This window comes from Algoriphagus sp. AGSA1, assembly GCF_021390545.1.
In the GTDB taxonomy this organism is placed as follows: Bacteria; Bacteroidota; Bacteroidia; order Cytophagales; family Cyclobacteriaceae; genus Algoriphagus.
This window is the reverse complement of record NZ_JAJUWR010000020.1, coordinates 1-20944: the sequence shown is the minus strand read 5'-3', so window position 1 is coordinate 20944 and position 20944 is coordinate 1. Positions and strand designations below refer to the sequence as shown.

General features: G+C 45.5%; 14 protein-coding genes and 1 pseudogene. 2 read left to right on the top strand and 13 right to left on the bottom strand.

Annotated elements, in window-relative coordinates:
- Positions 1-3 precede the first annotated feature (3 nt).
- A complete protein-coding gene (locus tag LZF95_RS16285) occupies positions 4-3084 on the top strand; it encodes an efflux RND transporter permease subunit (protein ID WP_192085619.1) in 3081 nt (1026 codons plus the stop codon).
- 220 nt (positions 3085-3304) lie between these two features.
- Here the strand turns inward: LZF95_RS16285 and LZF95_RS16280 are convergent, their stop codons facing one another.
- The 12 genes from LZF95_RS16280 to LZF95_RS16225 form a co-directional block, all read right to left on the bottom strand.
- The gene (locus LZF95_RS16280; RefSeq protein WP_233756152.1) at positions 3305-4264 is read right to left on the bottom strand and encodes a DUF1259 domain-containing protein; all 960 of its coding nucleotides are present in this window, start codon (positions 4262-4264) and stop codon (positions 3305-3307) included.
- 30 nt (positions 4265-4294) lie between these two features.
- On the bottom strand, positions 4295-4951 hold the full coding sequence (locus LZF95_RS16275) for a hypothetical protein (protein ID WP_192085621.1): 657 nt from the start codon (positions 4949-4951) through the stop codon (positions 4295-4297).
- Positions 4952-5047: 96 nt separating this feature from the next.
- The gene (locus LZF95_RS16270; RefSeq protein WP_192085623.1) at positions 5048-5764 is read right to left on the bottom strand and encodes an ABC transporter ATP-binding protein; all 717 of its coding nucleotides are present in this window, start codon (positions 5762-5764) and stop codon (positions 5048-5050) included.
- On the bottom strand, positions 5757-7313 hold the full coding sequence (locus LZF95_RS16265) for an iron ABC transporter permease (protein ID WP_192085625.1): 1557 nt from the start codon (positions 7311-7313) through the stop codon (positions 5757-5759). The genes LZF95_RS16270 and LZF95_RS16265 overlap by 8 nt, the downstream gene beginning before the upstream one ends.
- The gene (locus tag LZF95_RS16260) at positions 7298-8305 is read right to left on the bottom strand and encodes an extracellular solute-binding protein (protein ID WP_192085627.1); all 1008 of its coding nucleotides are present in this window, start codon (positions 8303-8305) and stop codon (positions 7298-7300) included. The genes LZF95_RS16265 and LZF95_RS16260 overlap by 16 nt, the downstream gene beginning before the upstream one ends.
- Before the next feature lie 11 nt (positions 8306-8316).
- Positions 8317-10473, bottom strand: a complete 2157-nt coding sequence (locus LZF95_RS16255; RefSeq protein ID WP_192085629.1) for a DUF5916 domain-containing protein — start codon at positions 10471-10473, stop codon at positions 8317-8319.
- 12 nt (positions 10474-10485) lie between these two features.
- Positions 10486-11559 (bottom strand): efflux RND transporter periplasmic adaptor subunit, encoded by a 1074-nt coding sequence (locus LZF95_RS16250; RefSeq protein ID WP_192085631.1) that lies wholly within the window; start codon positions 11557-11559, stop codon positions 10486-10488.
- A 44-nt stretch (positions 11560-11603) separates the two neighbouring features.
- A complete protein-coding gene (locus LZF95_RS16245; protein ID WP_192085633.1) occupies positions 11604-14738 on the bottom strand; it encodes an efflux RND transporter permease subunit in 3135 nt (1044 codons plus the stop codon).
- Between the two features lie 3 nt (positions 14739-14741).
- Positions 14742-16115, bottom strand: coding sequence for a TolC family protein (locus tag LZF95_RS16240; protein WP_192085635.1), 1374 nt, complete (start codon positions 16113-16115; stop codon positions 14742-14744).
- Between the two features lie 107 nt (positions 16116-16222).
- The gene (gene chrA / locus LZF95_RS16235; RefSeq protein WP_192085636.1) at positions 16223-17572 is read right to left on the bottom strand and encodes a chromate efflux transporter; all 1350 of its coding nucleotides are present in this window, start codon (positions 17570-17572) and stop codon (positions 16223-16225) included.
- Positions 17573-17807: 235 nt separating this feature from the next.
- On the bottom strand, positions 17808-19091 hold the full coding sequence (locus LZF95_RS16230) for a HAMP domain-containing sensor histidine kinase (protein ID WP_192085638.1): 1284 nt from the start codon (positions 19089-19091) through the stop codon (positions 17808-17810).
- Positions 19088-19771, bottom strand: coding sequence for a response regulator transcription factor (locus LZF95_RS16225; RefSeq protein WP_192085640.1), 684 nt, complete (start codon positions 19769-19771; stop codon positions 19088-19090). Before LZF95_RS16225 ends, LZF95_RS16230 begins: the two co-directional genes overlap by 4 nt.
- Before the next feature lie 360 nt (positions 19772-20131).
- Here LZF95_RS16225 and LZF95_RS16220 point away from each other — a divergent pair.
- Positions 20132-20485, top strand: a pseudogene (locus LZF95_RS16220) (DUF1016 N-terminal domain-containing protein); the annotation flags it as partial.
- Positions 20486-20722: 237 nt separating this feature from the next.
- Here the strand turns inward: LZF95_RS16220 and LZF95_RS16215 are convergent.
- The coding region (locus tag LZF95_RS16215) for a hypothetical protein (RefSeq protein ID WP_233756151.1) at positions 20723-20944 on the bottom strand (222 nt) is incomplete at its 5' end.

Here is a 20944-nt window from a genome sequence, read left to right as displayed (position 1 = left end):
GCTATGCTAAATAAAATATTATCCATTTCACTTCACAATAGATTGTTGGTGCTTCTTGGGGCTGTAGTACTTAGTATCACAGGCTTGTATCTGGCACGGACGATGAATGTGGATGTGTTTCCGGATCTGACCGCACCTACTGTAACGATCCTGACAGAAGCCCATGGGATGGAATCAGAAGAAGTGGAAAAGCTGGTCACCTATCAGCTTGAAACAGCAATGAACGGTTCTCCCAATGTCAGAAGAATCCGTTCTTCATCGGCAGCGGGAATATCTATTGTATGGGTGGAATTTGACTGGGGTACCGATATCTATCGTGCCCGGCAGATTGTGGGTGAGCGGATCCCTATGGTTCAGGAAAACTTGCCTGAGGGAGTAAGTACCCCAACAATGGCTCCTATCTCATCTATTATGGGTGAAATCATGCTGTTGGGCGTTACCTCGGACAGCCTTTCTCCCATGGAATTACGTACCCTTGCAGACTGGACGGTCCGTCCACGTATCAAATCCATTGGCGGGGTTGCAAATGTGGTGGTGATAGGCGGTGATTTCAAACAATACCAGGTTTTCGCCAATCCTGAAAAGCTGAAATACTACGATGTCACGCTGGGAGAATTATTAGAAAAAGTAAGAGAGTCCAATAGGAATGCTCCGGGAGGCGTATTGAATGAGTTTGGAAATCAATACATCATCAAGGGAAGTGGCAGGGCATATGCTGTGGAAGACTTGGAAGAGGCGGTATTGAAACAGGTGAATGGGCAATCCATTAAAATAAAAGATGTAGCGACCGTGCAGATCGGGGCAGCAGACAAAATCGGAGACGGTTCATTGAATGCATCTTCGGCGGTAATTCTCACTGTTTCCAAGCAACCTGATGTAAACACCCTGGAACTTACTGAAAGTCTTGATGAGGCAATTGCAGATTTGCAGCATACCCTGCCGGCAGGTGTAGAAATCAAGAGCGAGATTTTCAGGCAGTCTAATTTCATTGATGCTTCCATTTCAAACCTGAACCGGACCTTACTAGAGGGAGCATTTTTCGTGGTGCTTGTGCTGTTTATCTTCCTGATGAACTGGCGTACTACGGTAATCTCATTAGTTGCCATCCCAATTTCCCTGCTTGTATCTGTGATTGTACTCAAGCTTTTAGGCTATACAATCAATACCATGAGCCTTGGAGGTATGGCCATTGCCATTGGTGCTTTGGTGGATGATGCAATTATCGATGTGGAGAATGTTTTCAAAAGATTAAGGGAAAACGTACGTAAGCCTGTTGGAGAGCGCCAGTCAGTGCTTCAGGTCGTTCAGGATGCATCGGTCGAAATTAGGAGCTCGATCATTATTGCCACACTGATTATCATCGTTTCATTTATTCCACTTTTCTTCTTAAGTGGTATGGAAGGACGGCTGTTGCAGCCATTGGGAATTGCATTTATCACCTCAGTCCTCACTTCATTGATCGTAGCTGTGACGGTGACTCCTGTACTTTGTTCCTATTTGTTGAAAAATAATAAGGTACTTGAAAAGCAAGCTGAAGGAACCAAAGTAGAACGTTGGCTGCAAAAGCACTATTCGGCAGTTCTGAGGAGAGCATTGGGGATCCCCAAACTAATCATCGGTATGACCGGTGCTGCATTCCTAGTAAGTCTGCTCCTTTTCTCGCAGCTCGGACGAAGCTTTCTTCCTGAATTCAACGAAGGTTCTTTGGTGATCAGCGTCGTGGGTGTTCCCGGAATGTCTTTGGAGGAAAGTAACAAAACAGGCCTGTTGGTAGAACAGCTTCTCTTAGACATGCCTGAGGTAAGTATCGTTACCAGAAGAACCGGACGGGCAGAGTTGGATGAACATGCGCAGGGAGTAAATGCCGCAGAAATAGACGTTCCTTTTGTGCTTTCTGATAAATCCAAAGAAGAGTTTTTCGAAGAAGTCCGTACCAGACTGAGCTTAGTTCCGGGCGCCAGCATTACTCTTGGTCAACCCATCGCACACAGAATCGACCATATGCTTTCCGGGACGCGTGCCAATATTGCGGTCAAAGTCTTTGGTACTGACCTGCAGCGCTTGTTTGAACTAGGCAAGAAAATCGAAACAAGTATCGAGTCAATTGATGGAATTGCAGATGTGGCAGTAGACCAGCAGGTAGAAGTCCCACAACTGAGGATTATTCCGAATCGGCAACTACTGGCTGCTAACGGAATGACAGTGTCTGACCTGATGGAACAGGTTGACATTGCCTTTGCAGGTGAAAAAGCAGGTGAAATCTATGAAGGACAACAGTATTTTGATCTGGTGGTAAGATTCAGACCCGAATCCAGAAGCACGAGGGCAAGTATAGAAAAAGCACTGATTTCACTTCCTGACGGAGGTCAGATACCGCTTGATCAGCTTGCAAGAGTAAACTCTGTAAGCAGTCCAAATTCCATAAGTAGGGAGAATGTGCAGCGTAAAATTGTGATTGCAGCAAATGTTCAGGGCAGGGATCTCCGAAGTGTTGTCAACGATATCCAACAAATCATCGGAGATCAGATTCAGCTTCCCGAAGGATACCGTGTGGAATATGACGGACAGTTTGAGAGTGAGGCCAAAGCCTCACAACTACTGTTGATCACAGCTGGTATGGCTATTATTGTCATTTTCCTTTTGCTGTATTACGAGTTTCAGGATGTCAACCTTTCCCTGGTTGTGTTACTTAACTTACCTCTAGCGCTGATCGGGGGGATCTTGCTTGTATATTTTACATCCGGTGTTATCAGTATCGCAGCTACAATTGGGTTTATCAGCCTGTTCGGTATTGCAACCAGAAACGGTATCCTGCTCGTATCGCGGTATGAAGACTTAAGAAAAGAAGGCAAAGTCGGAGCCGAACTCCTGCTTGGAGGTGCTATGGACCGGCTCAATCCAATTCTGATGACAGCGTTTACTACAGGGTTGGCATTGATCCCTTTAGCACTAAAAGGTGGTGAGGCCGGAAATGAGATTCAGAGTCCAATGGCGGTTGTGATTTTGGGGGGATTGCTGAGCGCAACCTTGCTAAATCTGATCGTAATACCCTGTGTATATGAACTGGTAACGAAGCGGAAGTAATACCTTCTCAACATTTATAAATGAAGCAAGCGTCCGGAAATTCCGGACGGTTGCTTCTTCAATAATTACCTATAAGGGTGCATATGGGCAAAGAGATGGTCTCAACCAAACTGTATAAGATTATCCCTCCCTATTGCCGGTTCCCGGATTATACATGCCATTTTTAGTGCACCTGATTACCGGGATTTCCCAATACCGGATGCCTGCTTGTCAATTAAGATCATTCCCTTCTTTGTGTATGGTCAAGTGCAGCCCTGAGCCCTTTTGCAAGTTTTTCCACCGGACCTGTACCCCAATAGTGCAAGAAGAATATCCGTGGTTCCTCATGAACCATGTGGTTGTGGACAGCAACTACTTCAATGCCGTTTTCTACCAACGTTTTGATGACAGGGGCTACTTCATCGGCAAGCATCGTGAAATCCCCTGCCACAGCTGCTTTTTCAGGAGTTCCCTGCCAGCTTGCCCACGTATTGAAGCCCATAAAAGTGCTGACAGGCGCGCCATGCTCTTTCAGAGCTACGTCTGGTCTGCCAATCGTCACCTTATAGACACCTCTGCCCATTTCTCCGCTTTGTCCCAGGGTCTTGGCAATCATAGCTGTATCTAAAGTATTGGTCACTTCTGCCTTAGGCCCATCTGCCGGATTTCCTCCACGTACCTCTTTTACTTTATCAAACACGGCTTTCACTTTGGCAGCCAGATTGGCTTCATCGCCCATCCCGCCGATGTGCATGTACATCACATTGGGGTTGTTCCTTACAAAGTGGTTGTGGATGGCTGTAATTGTAAGCCCCTGGCTGATCACTTCCTGCTGCACAGGCCACAAGTCATCCTCTGTAACCACTATATCGCCCATCAACATTACCCCTCCTTTCCCGGGAGCGAAGGCCGCCCAGCTTCCCAATCCCATAGGCGGGATGATCTGAAAACCATCGACTGTGATCTTCAGATCATTTTGGGCTACCACTACTTTATATTCCCCGTTATTTTCCGTTCCCTGCATGCCGATGGTGCTTTCAATAGCGGAGATATCCAGTGGATCAAGTTTTACTTCCTGATGCGATGGTGACGCAGGTTCTGTTTTGTGTTCCGCCTCATTTTTGGCACTAGGTTTACACGCAATGACTGAAAGTGTCATTGCCATTGCCAAACCAATAGTGTTTACGCTGAGTTTTTGCATGATTTTCATAATTTTTATGTTTAACATTAGCTAATCGAATTTCTTAATTTCAAAATCATCAAAATAAGTCACTGCATCCGCTTTTGTCCAAAAGCCCACTTTACCGGCTTCTGTAAAAGTGTTGTCCTGCACAGTAAACAGTTCTTTGTTATTGAGGAAAACCGAAAACAGATCGTCTTTTACCACTAATTTCAAGGTATTCCAGCCATTGCCCAACGGTTCCACATCCACTCCATAGGTTTTGCCCTTACCAACTAAGGGCAGATCGGTGCGCTTGCCGTTTTCCACCTTGTACAATACCACATTATCTTCCAGCGGATTGGCACGTACCACATAATAGTTGTCCTTATCGGAAAACCGCCATACAAAGCCGCCTCCCTGGTCGTGATTACCGGTAACGCCTTTCAGCCGGACAGAGAGTACCATGTCTTGGGCTGTAATGTTATTATTTACAGTAACATTAAAATGGTTGTTAGGATTATCGCTGTACAACTGTGCCATTACCTTGTTTCCAATATCTTCCACAATTTTCCATTCTGTACTGCCTGAGCCGGCATAATATTCCGACCAGTCCTCCGGGAGTTGACCGGCAGCATAATTCTCAAAATCGAATGTGATTGTTTCTTCCGGTTTGACGGAATCGGGAAATTGTGCCCGTTGATTGAACTTCTGGATTTCTTCACTCATCTGTCCTGATTTTGAGTTCGTACATGCAACCGTTATCAAAACGGATGCGATTATGGGTATTAAGTATTTTACCGCTCTTGTCATAATTCCTCCTTTTTAGGTTTTTATAAATGATTTTACAAATTCTGATGCTGAATGGCTTATTTCTTCTTTTGATCCGGCTGCTTCTACTTTTCCTGCATTCATGATAATTATCCTATCCCCTGTGTTTATGGCTTCACGGTAGTCGTGGGTTACATAAAGCATTGTGAATTTTTGCCGTTGGTGGATCCCTGACAGATGATTCAGAATATTCTCTTTTAAGTGCGTATCAATATTGGCCAGTGGTTCATCCATCAGAAGTATTTCAGGCTGCATGGCCAGGGAGCGTGCAATGGCCACCATTTGCTTCTGCCCGCCGGAAAGTTGATGCGGGTATTTGCGGGTTTTATCACTTATCCCGAATAAGTCCAGCCATTCAGCTACTTTCCCTTTCACATTCTTTTCTTTGTTTTCCTTTAATCCGAAGGCAATGTTATCATACACCGTAAAATGCGGCCAAAGGGCCAGATCCTGGAAAACGAAACCAATTTTGCGTTGGTGGGGCGGAATAAGAGTAGTCCCATTTTCACTTACCACCGTCCCGTTTATTTTTACCACACCTTTTGATGGCTTTTCCAATCCTGCCACAAGGCGCAGTACCGTAGTTTTACCACAGCCGGAAGGCCCCAGCAGACAAGTTATTTTTTCCTGCTCAAAAGAAAATGAGAAATCCTGCAAGACTTCTTTATCCTCATAGCTGTGCGTAATATGTTCGAGGGCGATCTTATACATACTGAAATTTTTTAACCATCCATTTCCCAAAAACAAAGAGCAAAAGGAGGAGAAATACTGTTACCCACAGGTTGATCAGTGTCATGCTGCTGGTAAGGGCCTGGGGCGCATTGGCGCTAATAGCAAAGGTTTTTACCTGCATCAGCTCCATACCGGGAGGATAAACCATCATCGTGGCCCCCAATTCTCCCAGGCATAAGATGAAGGACAAGACGAATGCGGTAAACAAGGACGGTATGAGCAAAGGCAGGCTGATCTTTAGAAATGTTTTCTTTGAAGAAATCCCCATTACGGACGCTGCTTCTTCAAAGGATACGGGAATTTGTTTGATACCATTGCCTATTATCCTGGATGCGATAAAGCCAAACTTTCCCAGGTACGCTATCAACAGGATGAGCGAAGTGCCATAGATGAAGTTCAGGGCAGGAAGGTTATAATACCGTATCAATGCTATTCCCAGCACGGTGGAAGGAACAATGAAAGTCAGCAAAAGCAACAAATCAGGTAGTTTGTGGTTCCTGCGTTCTTTTCCGTAAGCCGTCCATAACCCGGTGATGGTGGTGATACAGGCTCCTGCAAAGGCAAGTTTGACAGATTGAAAAGCAGCGGGGCGTATAAGCTCCCATGCCTGGGCAAAAAACAAGGTCCTCCCGGTTAAAGATTGTACAGTTAACATAAGTACAGGCAATAGCAAGGCAGAAATCAGCAAAACCCAGAAGAAGCCATGCACTATTATTTTGCGTTTTCCGGCATGATATTTTTTAGAAACACTTCCTTTTACCGATACGGAAAAGAAAGGTGCATCCGACAGATAACGGGCTTCTGACAGCATGAGCAGCAGACAGATAAGCAGCAGTATAACCGATTGCCCGATTGCCAGCGGGAAGTTATAAAGGGCGGAAAACTGTGTGAATATCTCGGTGGTAAAGGTACGTACACCAAAAAAGGCGGGAACGGAAAAATCGCTCATGCTGAATATCAGGATAAGCAAAAAAGAGATGGTCAGCGCAGGGCGAATGAGGGGGAATACGATCTTCACCATCATTTTCCTAAATGGGACGGTCATTAATCCGGCTTCCTCATATCCGGCATGAATTTGGGATAAAGCGCTTCCAATGATGAGCATCGCCAATGGAAAAAAGACAAAGGTCTGTACCAGGATCACCCCTGCTTCCGAATAGATAGCGGCTGTATTTCCCAATAGCCAAAAAAAACCGTCTTTCCAGGCCACTGCAAAAATGTAGGGAGAAATAAGCAGTGGCAATAGCAATGTCAACCTGTAAAATCCGCTGAATGGAAACTGGAACTTGTAAAGCAAAAAGGCACATATCGTTCCGGTAAAGGTTGCCAGCAACGCTACTATGGCAGACATCAGCAGACTTTTCCCGATAAGCAGCAGATTTTCCCGGTTGATAATGGAATACAGAACCGTGTCCTCTCCCGTTGTCCACCATTGCAGGAGCAGCATCAGCACCGGTAATCCCAGTACCAGGAACAGGAGAAGAAAAGGAACGGCCCCTTTGATATTTTTGACTATTGCAGTGTCCATTCTTTTAACCAAGATTGTATGGCTTCCAGTTTATCAGAAGTCTCTTTGAAATCAACTTTCATCGGATTGATGTTATCCAATGAGGGAACATTCTCCGGCACTTCCGTTCCTTTGATCAGCGGCATCTGCGCACAGGATTTGGCCAGTTTCGTTTCTGTTTCCCGTGTCAACAGGTAGTCCATTAACTTTTTCCCGTTTTCACTGTTTGGAGAACCTTTGATAAGACTAAGTGCATTGGGCATGATGAGCGTCCCGATGCCGTTTTCCTGTTGATCCAGAAAAATGTAATCCACGGCATCGCTTTCTTTTTTGGCCTCGAAAGCATCGTCGGTATCGGTAAGCCCAAAAGCCAGTTCCCCGTTCATCACCTGTTTTTTGACGTCCCCGTTGCTTGCAGTTACCACCACTCCATTTGCTTTGATATCGTTCATCCACTGTTTGGCTTGAGCATCGCCATGTGCAACAAACAGTGCTGCCATGTGAAAAGTAGTAGTGCCAAATAGCGGGTTGGCAATGGCAAATCCCCCTTTATAAGAAGGATTGGTGAAGTCAAAAACAGATTGGGGCAGGGAATCGGAAGCAATCAGATTTTTGTTATAGATCAACACCCTTGCCCTGGCCGAAAAACCAATCCAATGGTTATTTTTTTCTTTGAAGTGATCAGGGATAAGCCGGGTTTGCTCCGATTGATATGGTTCCGTAATATCCCTGGATTGCAACACGCTGTTGCGCACCGGATCGCCACTCCAGAACACATCACACTGTGGGTTGTCCTTTTCGGCTATCAGCCGGTTCATTACACCGGTAGACTTGGTCTCTTCGGTATCATACACCGCTTTTACTTTAATCCCGGTCTCTTTTTCAAAATCTTTCAGCACAGGTTCCGAAAATACCTGGTCAACGGTGCAGTAAACAGTTACTTCATCAGGTGAAGGGTTACATGCGGTAAGCAATAGCATGAATAGTACAATTATGGCAAGCAGGTGTTTCATGTCTTTTATTGTTAAATTACAAATCTCCATATCAGTTTGCCTAAAATGGTTGTTCTTTCCAGTTCCCAGTTATTCCCTGAAGTGTCGTAGGCCTGGTTGACTATGAAAAAGAAATCAGCCCCGATAATGGGAATCCATTGCAGGCGAAAATTGAGGATGGCTTCTTCATCTTCGCTGTTCCATTGGGAGAACAGGGAACCAAACAAATTCGGGTTGACTGCATATTCCATCCGGCTTCCGATCAGGTCGGTATCAAAACTTCCTTCCGGTAAGTCAATCCAGTTTTTCTCATAGTTAGCGCCAATTTTAAAATAGCGGCTTGTCCTCCATGAAAGTTCATAGGTGCTTTCTGTGCTTTTACCCAGAAAAAAATCTCCCCAGTTGATGCGGGTATAAACCGACCAGGTGCGTCCACTGAATGTAGCGGCTTGTATTTCCATCCGGTTGTACCAGTAATCGCCTTCAGGTATGGTAACTCCTTCTTTGATCTGAAAAGGTTCTCGCAAGCCTTCTGCCTTCCTTTGCAGGTTAAACTCAAAAAATTCCCCGCTGCGTGTCTCAAAGCCCAAAGGCCGTATCTCATAGGAAAAAGATTGTAATTCTCCGGTATCATCAAAGATAAAGTAATTCATATCAAACCCCTTAAAGCTGAACTGCCGAATCCATTTCAGAAAGTTTTTAGGCCGGGGTTTCCATTCTAGTTCAGCATAAAACTCCTGGAAATTGTCCCTGCGCAGGAATCCTACTTCCGGGTTGAAAGAGGGTGCGCTTCGTTGCCAGGACATGTCAAATTCCACTTTGTCGTTGGGATAGCTCAGATATATGCGATGCGCATTGGCTTTACGGTCAAAATCCCTGGAATCAATATTTTGGGTAAAAGCAGCCCCAATGTTCAGGTTTTTGTCTCCGAATAGTCTGGATATACTGTATAACCCGTAAGCACCTGTTGTGCTGTGCAGTCGGCCATTTTCGTATTTGTTGGCTGATAGCACGCCCACTGATGACTGTTCCAGGACATCCTGACGCCAACTCAATACGGAATAGTTGGCAGACGGAATGCTGTTACGGCTTGCTGTCTGCATAGACAATGCTCCCAGGGTAGATTTTTTTATCTTCCCCAAAACCCTCGCTCCGGCAATTATCGGAACGGTGGAGCGGTCTTCCGCCAGCCCTATTCTGCGGCTGTAAAAGGGGATGATTTTATCACCCATTCCCATATCGAAAAAGTCCTGCCCCTCCAGGAAAAACTCCCTGCGCTCCAGAAAGAACAGGGGAAAGCGCGTCAAGTTGATCTGCTGGCGGTCGGCCTCTACCTGGGCAAAATCGGTGTTAAAGGTCAGATTCATACGGAGGGTAGGTGTAATGAGGTAGTTGATGTCCCCGCCGGCATTCAGTTGGTTTTCGGTTTTACCGGGGACAAGTTCACTCCCGCCAATGGCATAGGGCTTTATCTCGATAAAATCCTTGCTGACGATGCTGTCCAGACCAGCCAGCGTGCCTGCCCTGTTCAGCAGTTCCAGTTCGGAATCCCTTGACCAGCCTTGCCAGAGCACTTGTTCACGCTTTCTGCGGATATTCCGCTCGAAGTTGATCCCCCATATGTGCCTATTAGTATCTGTGGGGAATTTTAGAGTGGAAAAAGGGATGGCTATTTCTGCAAACCAGCCTTCGTCAGTAATAGTGGTTTTGGCATCCCAAACCCCATTCCAGAACTCATTTTCGGATTCCCCGTTATTGATTACCTGCACGTCGGCCCTGGCACCATTGGGGTTGATTACAAAAAGAAATCCGTTACGGTCGTCATTATAGGTATCAATGATCACTTCGAAGTTGTCTTCCAGATCAAAATCAAAGTCCCGCTTCATCTCACGGGCCACCAGTTTTTGGGGCTCCCTGTCATATCCCCAAAAACCGATATAAAGAGTTTTAGCTGTATAGATAACGGCAACTTCTGTTCTTTCGGTGGCTGGTTCACCGATATTGAGTTCCCTTTGGGTAAAATTGCTGATCGGCATTGCCTGTTGCCAGACGGGTTCATTAAGCTGACCGTCCAGACGGATGGGTTCATTTGAGAATAATGCGTAAATCGTATCCGGTCTACTGGTCTGGGCCATGCAGGTAGCATTGCAAATGGCCCAAACTAGAAACGTGATAAGGAAACGGCTCATACCATACCCGAGTTAGTTGATGGACATTCCCTCAATCATTTCCTCATTGGGCTGCAAGAGGATGTGATCCCCGGCACCAAGTGCGCCAAACACCTCTATCGTGCTTTCGCTTTTCATGCCTGTTTTTACTTCTACCCATTTCAGCTTACCATCCACTATCTTTCCCACAGCTTTTCTGCGCAGGGTGGTCAATACCGCGCTGTGAGGTACCCATATACTTTCATCGGTACGCTGAACGTTCAACTGTACTTCGGCAAAAAGCCCGGCATTTAGCTCTCCTTTTTGATTGTTCACAATAAATTCCCACATCTCCGTGCGGGTGCCCGGATCGATGCTCCTGGCCCTCCTATAATAATCTGCTTTGAACCATCTCCCAGGGAAAGATTCTACATTAAACGTAGCAGAATCCTTTGCAAGGGAACTTCCGGTCAGTGCTTCCGGCACCGGTACTTTTAACCGTAATCTTTGATTGTTTTCGATCACCAGTAAAGATGCTTCCTTGTTTCCTCCCACAAGGTTTCCCGGGTCGGTAGTCCTTTGGGTGATCACTCCGTTGAAAGGTGCCCGGATAGTAAGATAATCCAGCAACTGCTGTTTTGCCCTTGCTGTATGTTCTGCCGCCACCAGCCGGGTGCTGTCTGCCATGGCTTTGTTCATTGCCCTGATAAGATCCGATTCTGAAACCGCCCCGGGCTTACCGGAGGCTTTCATCAGCCGCTCAAAGACATCTTTACTGCCCATGTAATCGGCACGGGCAGAAGCTGCCTCGCTTTGAGCCTCAGCGTAAGCAGCATCGATTTCCGGTGCCTGTATTTTCACCAGGACTGTTCCATTTGCTACTTGATCACCAATATCTACCAGCACCTCGCGTACGTACCCCTGCACTCTGGCATTAAGGTGCGCTTTCTCAAAAGCATGCAGCTCTGCGGGAAGAGTTAGGGCATATGGAGCATTTTCGTAACCCAGCGTTATGGTCTCCGCTTTTTGAGTAGGCCTCTCTTTACTTTCCGTACTCCTATTTTCAGCAGTGTTCGAACAGGCTGAGATAATGGCTACATATAAAATTGGCAGGATATATTTTTTCATGCATCTAAATTTTTACGCTTTGTCAGGTATCAAATAAATTTTTGCTATTGTCCGAAATAAGTACTTTGCTCATCATCCGGATCCAGTGATATACTTTTGTAGTGTTTATGGCCGATCAGTTGCCAGTAAATGGCAGGCAGTATAAACACAGTAGCAAATACGGAGAACAGCAATCCGCCAATCACGGCTATCCCCAGCGGAGCTGTCTGCTCGCCTCCTTCACCCAATCCAAGCGCCATGGGTGTCATACCGGCTATCATGGCAATGCTGGTCATCAGTATGGGTCTCAACCGGTCCTTTATTCCTTCCAGATGCGGGTTTTGTATCTGATCTTTCCTGTATTGCTCCACTATGGTAACAAATAATATGGCATTGGCCACTGCCACACCTATGGCCATGATACTCCCCATGAAAGATTGGATGTTCAGTGTGTTCCCACTTATCCAAATAAGAAGGAAGGAACCTACTATTACGGCCGGTACGGTAGAAAGCACTGCAAAGGAAAGCCGGAACGACTGAAAGCTGGCCGCCAGCAGCAGGAAAATCACTGCTACTGCCAGCAAGAGACCGATACTCAGTTCATTGAAGGTTTGGGTAAGGGTCTCTGCCAGTCCCCTGAATTTTACACTCATTCCAGCCGGTGGCCCTCCCAGAGCTGTTACTTCATGCCGGAGCACCTTAAGGGCACTACCCAGGTCTTTGTCATGAATGTTTCCGGTAACTGTAATGAACCGCTGCTGGTTGAGACGGTCGTATTCCCCGATCATGGTAGATGCTTCCCATTTGCTGACATCACCCACATAGACGGTTTTTCCGTTTTCCGATTTAAGCGGTACCTTTTCAATAGCATCAGGTTGATCTACCAGATATTGGGGAAACTCCACCTGCACCTGGTAGGCATTTCCCGAACTGGCATCCAGCCAGTAGTTGGGCTGAGTGAAACGACTGGAAGAGGTGGCGGCTGTTACCGAGCGGCTGATGTCTTCTATGGTAATTCCTAGCTGGCCGGCACGGACACGGTCATACTCCAGGTCAATAGAAGGGTAATTCAGTGGAATACCAAACTGAACATCCCGCATAAAAGATAACCCTTCAATTCTGTTCTTTATTTCTTCGGCAAATTTTCGCGATTCAGAAAGGTCCTTACCCTGCACGGCAATTTCCACCGACGTATTTGCCCCCTGGCTCATCACCTGATCTACCAGATCGGCAGGTTCGAAGGACAGGCGCATTTCAGGTAGGGTTTCCACCGTCCTTTTTCTGAGCTTTTCCTTGAGGTCGTCCAAGTCTTGTCCTGCTTCTTTCAGTTTGATCTTTACAACTGCTTCATGCGGACCGCTTGTCCATAAAAAAATGGTATTGACCGGATAACTGGGCGGTTGGATACCGACAAATGCGGAAGTGATCTCTACATTTTCTTTGCCGGCCACCTCATTTACGAGTTCCAGGAACTGCTTTGTTTTCTCTTCGGTGTTTTCAATACGGGTGCCATCTGGCAGCCTTAGCCGGACCTGTAACTGTCCTGAGTTGACCTTAGGAAATATTGCTGTTCCGGTAAACTGCCAGAGAGCCCCAAGCATGGCAATAATGACTACCAGATAGCTGCCAACAGTCCATGCTCTCTTATCTGTGATATTCTTTACATACCCTGTGATTCTATCACGAAACCGATGAAACTTTCCATTCTCATTTTGTGGGACATGATCTTTTAAAAACCAATTGGTAAGAATGGGCACCATCGTCTGGGAAAGCAGGAATGAGGCAATCATGGCGAAACCTACCGCCAGGGTAAGCGGCAAAAACATGGCCCGGGGCGTGCCACTCATAAAAAATGACGGAACAAATACAGCAAGGATACTGATCAGGATGAGGAGTTTGGGCAAGGCAATTTCCTTGCACGCATCCAAAATGGCCCGTGCTTTCTTCTTGCCCATTTCCTGATGTCGGTGTATGTTTTCAATCGTCACAGTCGATTCATCTACAAGAATACCTATCGCCAGTGCCAGTCCGCCCAATGTCATGATGTTGATTGTCTGTCCGGCCAGATAAAGGCACACTATTGCCGATAATATGGCAAGCGGTATGGTGAGGATCACTATAAGTGCACTGCGCCTGTCACCCAGGAACAGCAATACCATAAGGCCGGTAAACATTGCGCCCAGTACCCCTTCAAAGGACAGGGTTTTCAGCGAGTTGATCACATAGCCCGATTGATCAAATTCATAACTCACTTTGATATCATCAGGCACAGCGGCCTGCATGTCCGGAAGGTTGGCCTTGATCTGCTTTACCACATCCCAGGTGGAAGCGCTCGCCCGCTTGGTTACCGGGATATACACCGAACGGCTGCCATTGATCAGGGCATAGCCAGAGGCCACATCGGATCCGTTTTGAACCTCGGCAACATCCCGGACATAAACAGCCGGCCCGGAGCCTTTCTTCAATGGGATATTGGCCAGCTCCTGTATATCACTAACCACTGTATTCTGATTTGCGATCAAGAGCTTGTCCGCTGTCCGGATGTTTCCTGAGGGAGAAATGGTATTGCCCTTGGCAATGGCCATAACCAGTTCATCCGGACTGATGTTGTAACTGCGCAGTTTAGAGGGATCTGCCTTAATAAGAACGGTACGTTGGTTTCCACCAAAAGGAGGCGGTGCCGACACGCCTGGAATGGAGGCGAATTTGGGGCGTACTTTAAAGAGTGCAAGATCTTGTATTTCACCCAATGACCGGGTTTCACTGCTAAAAACCAGTTGGCCAACCGGTGCGCCCCCTCCGTCAAAACGGGTGATGAATGGCGGTACTGTACCGGGAGGCATAAATGCCCTGGACCGGTTGACCTGGGCCACTACTTCAGCCAGGGCCTGGGACATATCAGTCCCCTCATGAAAGGTGAGCTTCATCAAGGAAACGCCCTGGATCGTTTTGCTTTCTACTTCTTTTATACCATTGATGTACAGGAAATGATATTCGTAGTAGGAGGTCATAAAACCCTCTATTTGGTCGGGAGCCAAACCTCCGTACGTTTGGGCCACATATATAGTGGGCGTACCCAGCTTCGGGAATATATCGACCGACATGTTCCTGATGGCCAGCACAGCAAAAAATACGATCGCCAAAAGGGCCACCATGACTGTTACAGGTTTTCTTAATGCGGATATGATTAATTTGATCATCTCTTATAATTGGTTTAAAAAGATTTCCAGGTCAGCATTCACAGCAGCCATATACAGTAATGCTTGCCAGGCTTCCCAATAGGATTTTCGGAGTTCGATTTCTGCTGTTACCAGCTCATTGCGGGCTTCAATCAGCTCGGTAAAGGTGATGAGACCAGCCTGGTATTGGGATTGTATGGCTTCATAGGCAAACCTGGCATCCTGAAATTGGACAGGGGTTTTCCCGGCAACGGCCAGTGCCGTTTTTAATGTGTTATCAGTGACGGATTTTTGTTTATCAAGGGCCAGGCGGACCTCTTCCAGTTCCTGTTTACCGGCTTCAGCTTCCAGTTCCTTTGCTTTCCACTGGGTTTTGAAGCGGATGGTCTGGGTCAGCGGTATGGCCAGTTGTACGCCAATGCCATAATTGAACCGGTTGAGGCTAAGACCATCGGCAGGGTTTTCGACGAATGTGCTGCCGTTGTTATCCAGCTGCACACCGGAACCCCTGCCATAAGCAGTACCCCATACACTCAGGGTGGGCATCCAGCTTAATTTTTCTGCTTTAAACAGATATTGCGAGGTTTTCCACTCAGCCATGGCCACTTGTTCTCCCGGATGGACCATTTCTGAAGATCCTGCTAATCGAGGCAGTACGTTAAAAAAAGTAGAATCCATCAGGTTTTCAGGCAAATCAGCCGCAATCAGTTCCGATAACGTTGCCCTGTATTCATAAATAGTGTTCTGTTGCTGCAGGACCTTAATAGTTGTTTTGGAAAGTTCGGTATGAAAACGTGCCGTATCCACCCCCGAAACCAATCCGGAAGCAGCCAGGTTTACGGCCTGTCCATAATTTGCTTCGGCTCTTTCCTGATCACTTTCCAGTACATCCAGGATTTGCATGGCAAGCAGATAATTCAGGTAGGTGCCTGATAGTCGCACCTGGTGTTCCAGCAGGGTAAGGTTGTTCAGGGCTGAACTTGCCTCATAACTGCTTTCGGCTGCCTTTACCTTGTTGCCTCTGCGTCCGAAGGTGTAGGGCTCCCATTTCATGAGCAACCCGGCAGCCGATCCCCAGACCATATCGTTGAGATTCTCAGTAGATGGGGGACCGCTCACCGGTAAAATGTATTCGGGATAAAACATCCCGGTAAGATTGTTATAAGTCGAATAGTTGACCTGGGCAGAAGCGCTGATATCGGGTATCAATGTACGTCGGGCTGATTTGACCGTTTCTCCCGATGCCTGTTTCTGCGCCTCTGCGGCAAGAATTCCAGGATAGTTTTTTGTGGCCGTTTCCAATAGCTGTTTTATGGGTACTGCCGTCTGGGAGCGTACTCCCGTCCCGGCAAATGCCATAATGGCTATCAGCAGGGTGATCTTGAATATTCGAACCATTTTCAATTTTGTGATCAATTCATCACAAACCTATGATCAGATTCTGTAGAAATATGGGAATGGGGATGGAAGAGGAGAATCCTGAGTAGGAAGTTGGAAGAGGTGTCTTATGAAAAGGCGAAATGATACAGGATCCCGCATATTACACTGACCAGGATTGTTTTCAGCATGTCCCATTTCAGAATGAAATAAACAAAAGCGGCAATAAGTCCAATGACCAAGGAAGGGATGTCAATTGTAGCCCACTCCGGGATTAACCACCTTATCCCCAGGGAATGGTTTTCGTTTACTTTTCCAAAAAGCGTATGGATAGCGAACCACACCCCAAGATTGAGTACAACGCCTACTACGGCAGCTGTAATTCCGGACAAGGCAGTGGTCAGGTTTTTATTGCCCCTGAGGTATTCTATGTATGGCGCCCCTGTGAATATAAACAGGAAACTGGGAACAAAGGTAGTCCAGGTTACCAGTAAGGAAGCCAAGATTCCAGCCATCATGGGATCCAGGGAACCAGCAAAACGATAGGCACCCATAAACCCGACAAACTGTACGACCTGGATAAGTGGACCCGGTGTTGTTTCTGCCATACCCAGTCCGTCCAGCATTTCGCCGCTTTTCAACCAACCATAGTCTTCCACTGCTTTCTGAGCGATATAGGCCAATACGGAGTAGGCTCCACCAAAGGTAACCACTGCAGTTTTGCTGAAAAACAGGCCTTCCGAAAAGAAAATGTTCTCCATCCCTATCCACAGGGCGATCAGTACTAAGGGCAGTGCCCATAAACTTAAAAAGAGGAGTACGGTTTTCAGGGTCTTTACCGGGGACGGTTTTACCGGCCGTATGTAGCTGTCTATGAAGTAGCCACTATCTCCATCACTTTTTTCTCCATGTCCCTTGATCACATAAAATTTTTCTTCCCAAAGTTTTCCGCCTATAAAACCTGTTAAACCGGCTACCACAACGATATAGGGGAAATCGACCTGGAAGAAAAAAATGGCGACAAAAGCCAGTACTGCCATGGTCACCATGACCTCATTTTTTAGTGCCCTTTTCCCTATTTTGATGACTGCACCAATAACGATGGCCAAAACAGCGGGTTTAATGCCAAAAAATATGGCCGCTACAATTCCTATATCCCGGTATGCCGCATAAAGAATACTTAGTATTAATATGGAGATAAAACCGGGCAGGACAAACAATATCCCCGCAACCAGTCCACCCTTGCTTCTGTGGAGTAACCAGCCGATATAGGTAGCCAGTTGCTGTGCTTCTGGCCCCGGCAATAACATGCAGTAATTGAGAGCGTGCAGAAAGCGGTTCTCACTGATCCATTTTTTCTCCTCGACCAGGATTTTATGGATCACGGCAATCTGCCCGGCAGGTCCGCCAAAGCTATTGATAGCTACCCGGACCCAGACTTTGAAGGCTTCTTTAAAGGAGACCTGTTTATCGATCATATATTATGTCTATATACGTGGTAACAAAGGAACGGCCAAGTGATATTATTCTATATTCCAACAAAAGTTATCCGTGTAATTTTTTAGCAGGATAGTTACCCCACCTATGATTGCTGAGTTCCTCAAGGAAATTCTTTCTGTTCATCACTTAGGGGATTTTGATTAGGGTATACTAAATTTATCTTTCCGTCAAAAAAAAGGATCAAATCTGTAGAAATATGGGAAGATAATCAGGTTAACTGAAATCTATCTCAAAAGCATGTAGTCCCCGTTCATCTCTATAATGTAGCCCCCAGCCACTTGTTTCGGTAATCTTATGGGCAATTGCCAACCCCAACCCCCAGGTATCGGGATTACCGGATTGTTTGTAGAAGCGGTTGAACAATTTATCCTTTTCCAATACAGTTCCTGTTTCTTGCTTTTCATACCCTGTATTGGTAATTATGAGCTTCCGCCCCTTTATTTGAACGTTCACCAACCCATTCTCAATGTTATGCAAAAAAGCATTTTTAAGCAGGTTCTGTATCAATATCTCAGTAAGCATCACATTACCCTGAACGACCATATTCTCTTGGGTTTCCATTTCCACCGATATATTCAGGGCGGCTTTCTGTTCTTCATAATATTCCATGGATCGGCTGATAATTGTGTTGACATCAACCTGTTCTGAAAAGAGAAACTGACGGTTTTCTATTTTAGATAAGAGCAACAGGGTTTTACTCAGCTTTTTTAAACGTTGTGTAGAGCCGATAATGCCCTCTACAATTACTGCCTGCTCCTGTGTGAGTTCAGCCTGGCCGATGAGTGCTTCCAGCCTTGACTGGATAACAGACAAGGGCGTTTGCATTTCATGGGAAGCGTTTTCAATAAATTGCTTCTGGCTTTCAAAGACTTCCTTATTTTTCCGGGTCAGTTCATTCACCGCTTCATTCAGCATCCTGAATTCATCAATATCCGTAGATGGCAGTTCCGGCAAATCTTGCTTATCAAAGCGAAAGAGCCGGAGCTTTTCGAGTATTTCGAAAAACGGTTTCCATATTTTTTTGGAGATAGTACGCTGTGATAAGTAAAAAGAAAGTGCTAACCCCAGAAATAGGCCTCCGAGTGTAATGGCAATGGTCCCGATCATTTCTGCCGCTTCCAGGTGGGGCTTTACAATTTCCAGCCGGTAATGGTTGCCCCCTAATTTCGTAAAAGTGGTCAGCTTGCGGTATTCATCTAACTCATCATCAACACGCTCATAAATAAGAGTATCGGTGTAGCTTTCATAGCTTTCCTGAAATACCGCTTCTTCAACAGGATAAAAGGTAAAATCGTCCAGTGGGTTGTCTCCCTTAAACGGAGCTTGAGGGTTTTCTTCAAGATAAGCCAGCAGGTTGACTTTGCGGTTGTACAACACTTCATCAACATTTTGGAGTACATTCCAGCTTAATACCAGGTAAAACAAAATGGAAAAAAATCCAATCAGAACCAGGAAATAAATCAATTGAATGCGGGAGGTGTAGGTAAGCAGCTTCATAATGCCTGGATTTGATAACCTACCCCATAGATGTTGTTGATTTCTACCTGTACCCCGGCATCTTTCAGCTTTCTCTTGAGGTTCCTGATCTGCGAGAACAGAAAATCAAAACTTTGGGCCTCATCCACATAATCGCCCCAAATATATTCCGCCAGCGATACTTTGGTGATCACCCGTTTATGATTATTGATCAGGTACGTAAGAATAGCATACTCTTTTTTGGTGAATGAAATAGGATTTTCAAGGTCGTTTACCCCAATCATGTACTGATCAGGTTCGATAACCAGGTTAGCAAAGTGGACAAGCTTGTTGGTTTTGAATTGTTTTCGGCGGATGATGGCTTTTATCCGTGCATTGAGTTCGGAAAAATAGAATGGCTTGGTGAGGTAGTCATCAGCCCCAAGTCCCAGGCCTTTTAGTTTATCATCCAACGAGCCACGTGCTGAAAGGATGATCACCCCGTCTGTCTTACCTTCTTTATATAGTGTTTCAAGCAGGTCAAACCCGCTTCCATCAGGAAGATTGATGTCCAGGATTATGCAATCGTAGTTATACAGAGAAATACGTTCCAGAGCAGCTTCTAGGCCTGTTGTGGAATCACAAGTAAACCCTTCTTTGGAAGCAAAATCTTCCAAATCCAGCAAAAGCGTCTGTTCATCTTCGACAATTAACAGCTTCATATTTTCAAAATAACAACTTAAATCTGTAGAAATATTGGATTGTTGAATTAACCTCCCTTTAAACTGTAGGCCACTTTTTAGTTGAGATTTCCTCAAAGTGATTTATTAAGGAATTCTGTAAGGGGCTTAGCCAAAAAAGTGGTTGTTACTGACACTACTGAACTGCTAACAGAAGAAATGGAAAAAGGGAATGGCGTTCCAATACAAGAACAAAATTTTTGAGCAAAATTCTCCTGTCCATGACACAAGAATGTAAGTACAGGGCTTGGCTAGAAAATGAATTATCCTTCAGAAAGTTTGCTTGTAAATGAACTTTCCCAGATCATTGAGCATGGAAAAAGTTAAGCATCAGCTCAAGTCAATAGTATAATCACTATGGTTTATTGGCAAGTAGGATTCAAAATAAACACCTATATATTCGAATGTGACCGTGGAGCGTATGGCAAAACAGTGGTGGCAGATATATCTGATCAATTAACACCAAAATATGACAAAAGCTTTGATCTTAGGAATCTGCGAAGAATAAGGCAGTTTGCCGAGGTCTTTTCTGAATTTGAGATTGTGTGGCCAGTGGCGGCACAATTGAGTTGGTCACATTTTATAGAACTACTATCCATCAAATCTTCAGAAGCCCGGATGTTGTATGCTAGAAAGAACGCAGAAGAAACTTGGAGCAAACAAACTCTAAAGAGATTAAAACAACCTAGCCAATAGCTCCAAATCCTCTTCAAAATGGTTCGGCTTCTGTATTGTCCGCTCCTGCTGACGAGACATTAAATAGAACCAGAACACCAATCTTAATTAGCCATCACAATACAACTGAATAAGAAGTTTAGAGAGATGTTTAACTAAATCTAACGGTTTTGAGAACTCCTAAAAAGGATATTGATTTATTCTATTTTTGGCACCATTTCTAAAAAACCACAAATAATATAATTAACTTGCTGAAAATTAATCAATTACATTACTTAAAAATAATTTTGCCTTATTAGGTGACCTGAAGAAAAATTTAGCAGATAAAATATTGTATATCAGTAGATTATAAGCGTAGGTTCGAATCCTGCCACCCCGACGAAAGCCACTGATCAGTTTCAGTGGCTTTTCTGTTTTCAACCCAAACCAAGTTTTGGATATGGTGATGATCGCGTCCCGATTTTGATCGGGAAGGTCGTA

Bases quoted from the DNA above. Each gene is read 5' to 3' on its own strand.
- LZF95_RS16285 (WP_192085619.1), top strand. From the start codon at position 4: ATGCTAAATAAAATATTATCCATTTCACTTCACAATAGATTGTTGGTG.
- LZF95_RS16280 (WP_233756152.1), bottom strand. From the start codon at position 4,264: ATGCAAAAACTCAGCGTAAACACTATTGGTTTGGCAATGGCAATGACA.
- LZF95_RS16275 (WP_192085621.1), bottom strand. From the start codon at position 4,951: ATGAGTGAAGAAATCCAGAAGTTCAATCAACGGGCACAATTTCCCGAT.
- LZF95_RS16270 (WP_192085623.1), bottom strand. From the start codon at position 5,764: ATGTATAAGATCGCCCTCGAACATATTACGCACAGCTATGAGGATAAA.
- LZF95_RS16265 (WP_192085625.1), bottom strand. From the start codon at position 7,313: ATGGACACTGCAATAGTCAAAAATATCAAAGGGGCCGTTCCTTTTCTT.
- LZF95_RS16260 (WP_192085627.1), bottom strand. From the start codon at position 8,305: ATGAAACACCTGCTTGCCATAATTGTACTATTCATGCTATTGCTTACC.
- LZF95_RS16255 (WP_192085629.1), bottom strand. From the start codon at position 10,473: ATGAGCCGTTTCCTTATCACGTTTCTAGTTTGGGCCATTTGCAATGCT.
- LZF95_RS16250 (WP_192085631.1), bottom strand. From the start codon at position 11,559: ATGAAAAAATATATCCTGCCAATTTTATATGTAGCCATTATCTCAGCC.
- LZF95_RS16245 (WP_192085633.1), bottom strand. From the start codon at position 14,738: ATGATCAAATTAATCATATCCGCATTAAGAAAACCTGTAACAGTCATG.
- LZF95_RS16240 (WP_192085635.1), bottom strand. From the start codon at position 16,115: ATGGTTCGAATATTCAAGATCACCCTGCTGATAGCCATTATGGCATTT.
- chrA (WP_192085636.1), bottom strand. From the start codon at position 17,572: ATGATCGATAAACAGGTCTCCTTTAAAGAAGCCTTCAAAGTCTGGGTC.
- LZF95_RS16230 (WP_192085638.1), bottom strand. From the start codon at position 19,091: ATGAAGCTGCTTACCTACACCTCCCGCATTCAATTGATTTATTTCCTG.
- LZF95_RS16225 (WP_192085640.1), bottom strand. From the start codon at position 19,771: ATGAAGCTGTTAATTGTCGAAGATGAACAGACGCTTTTGCTGGATTTG.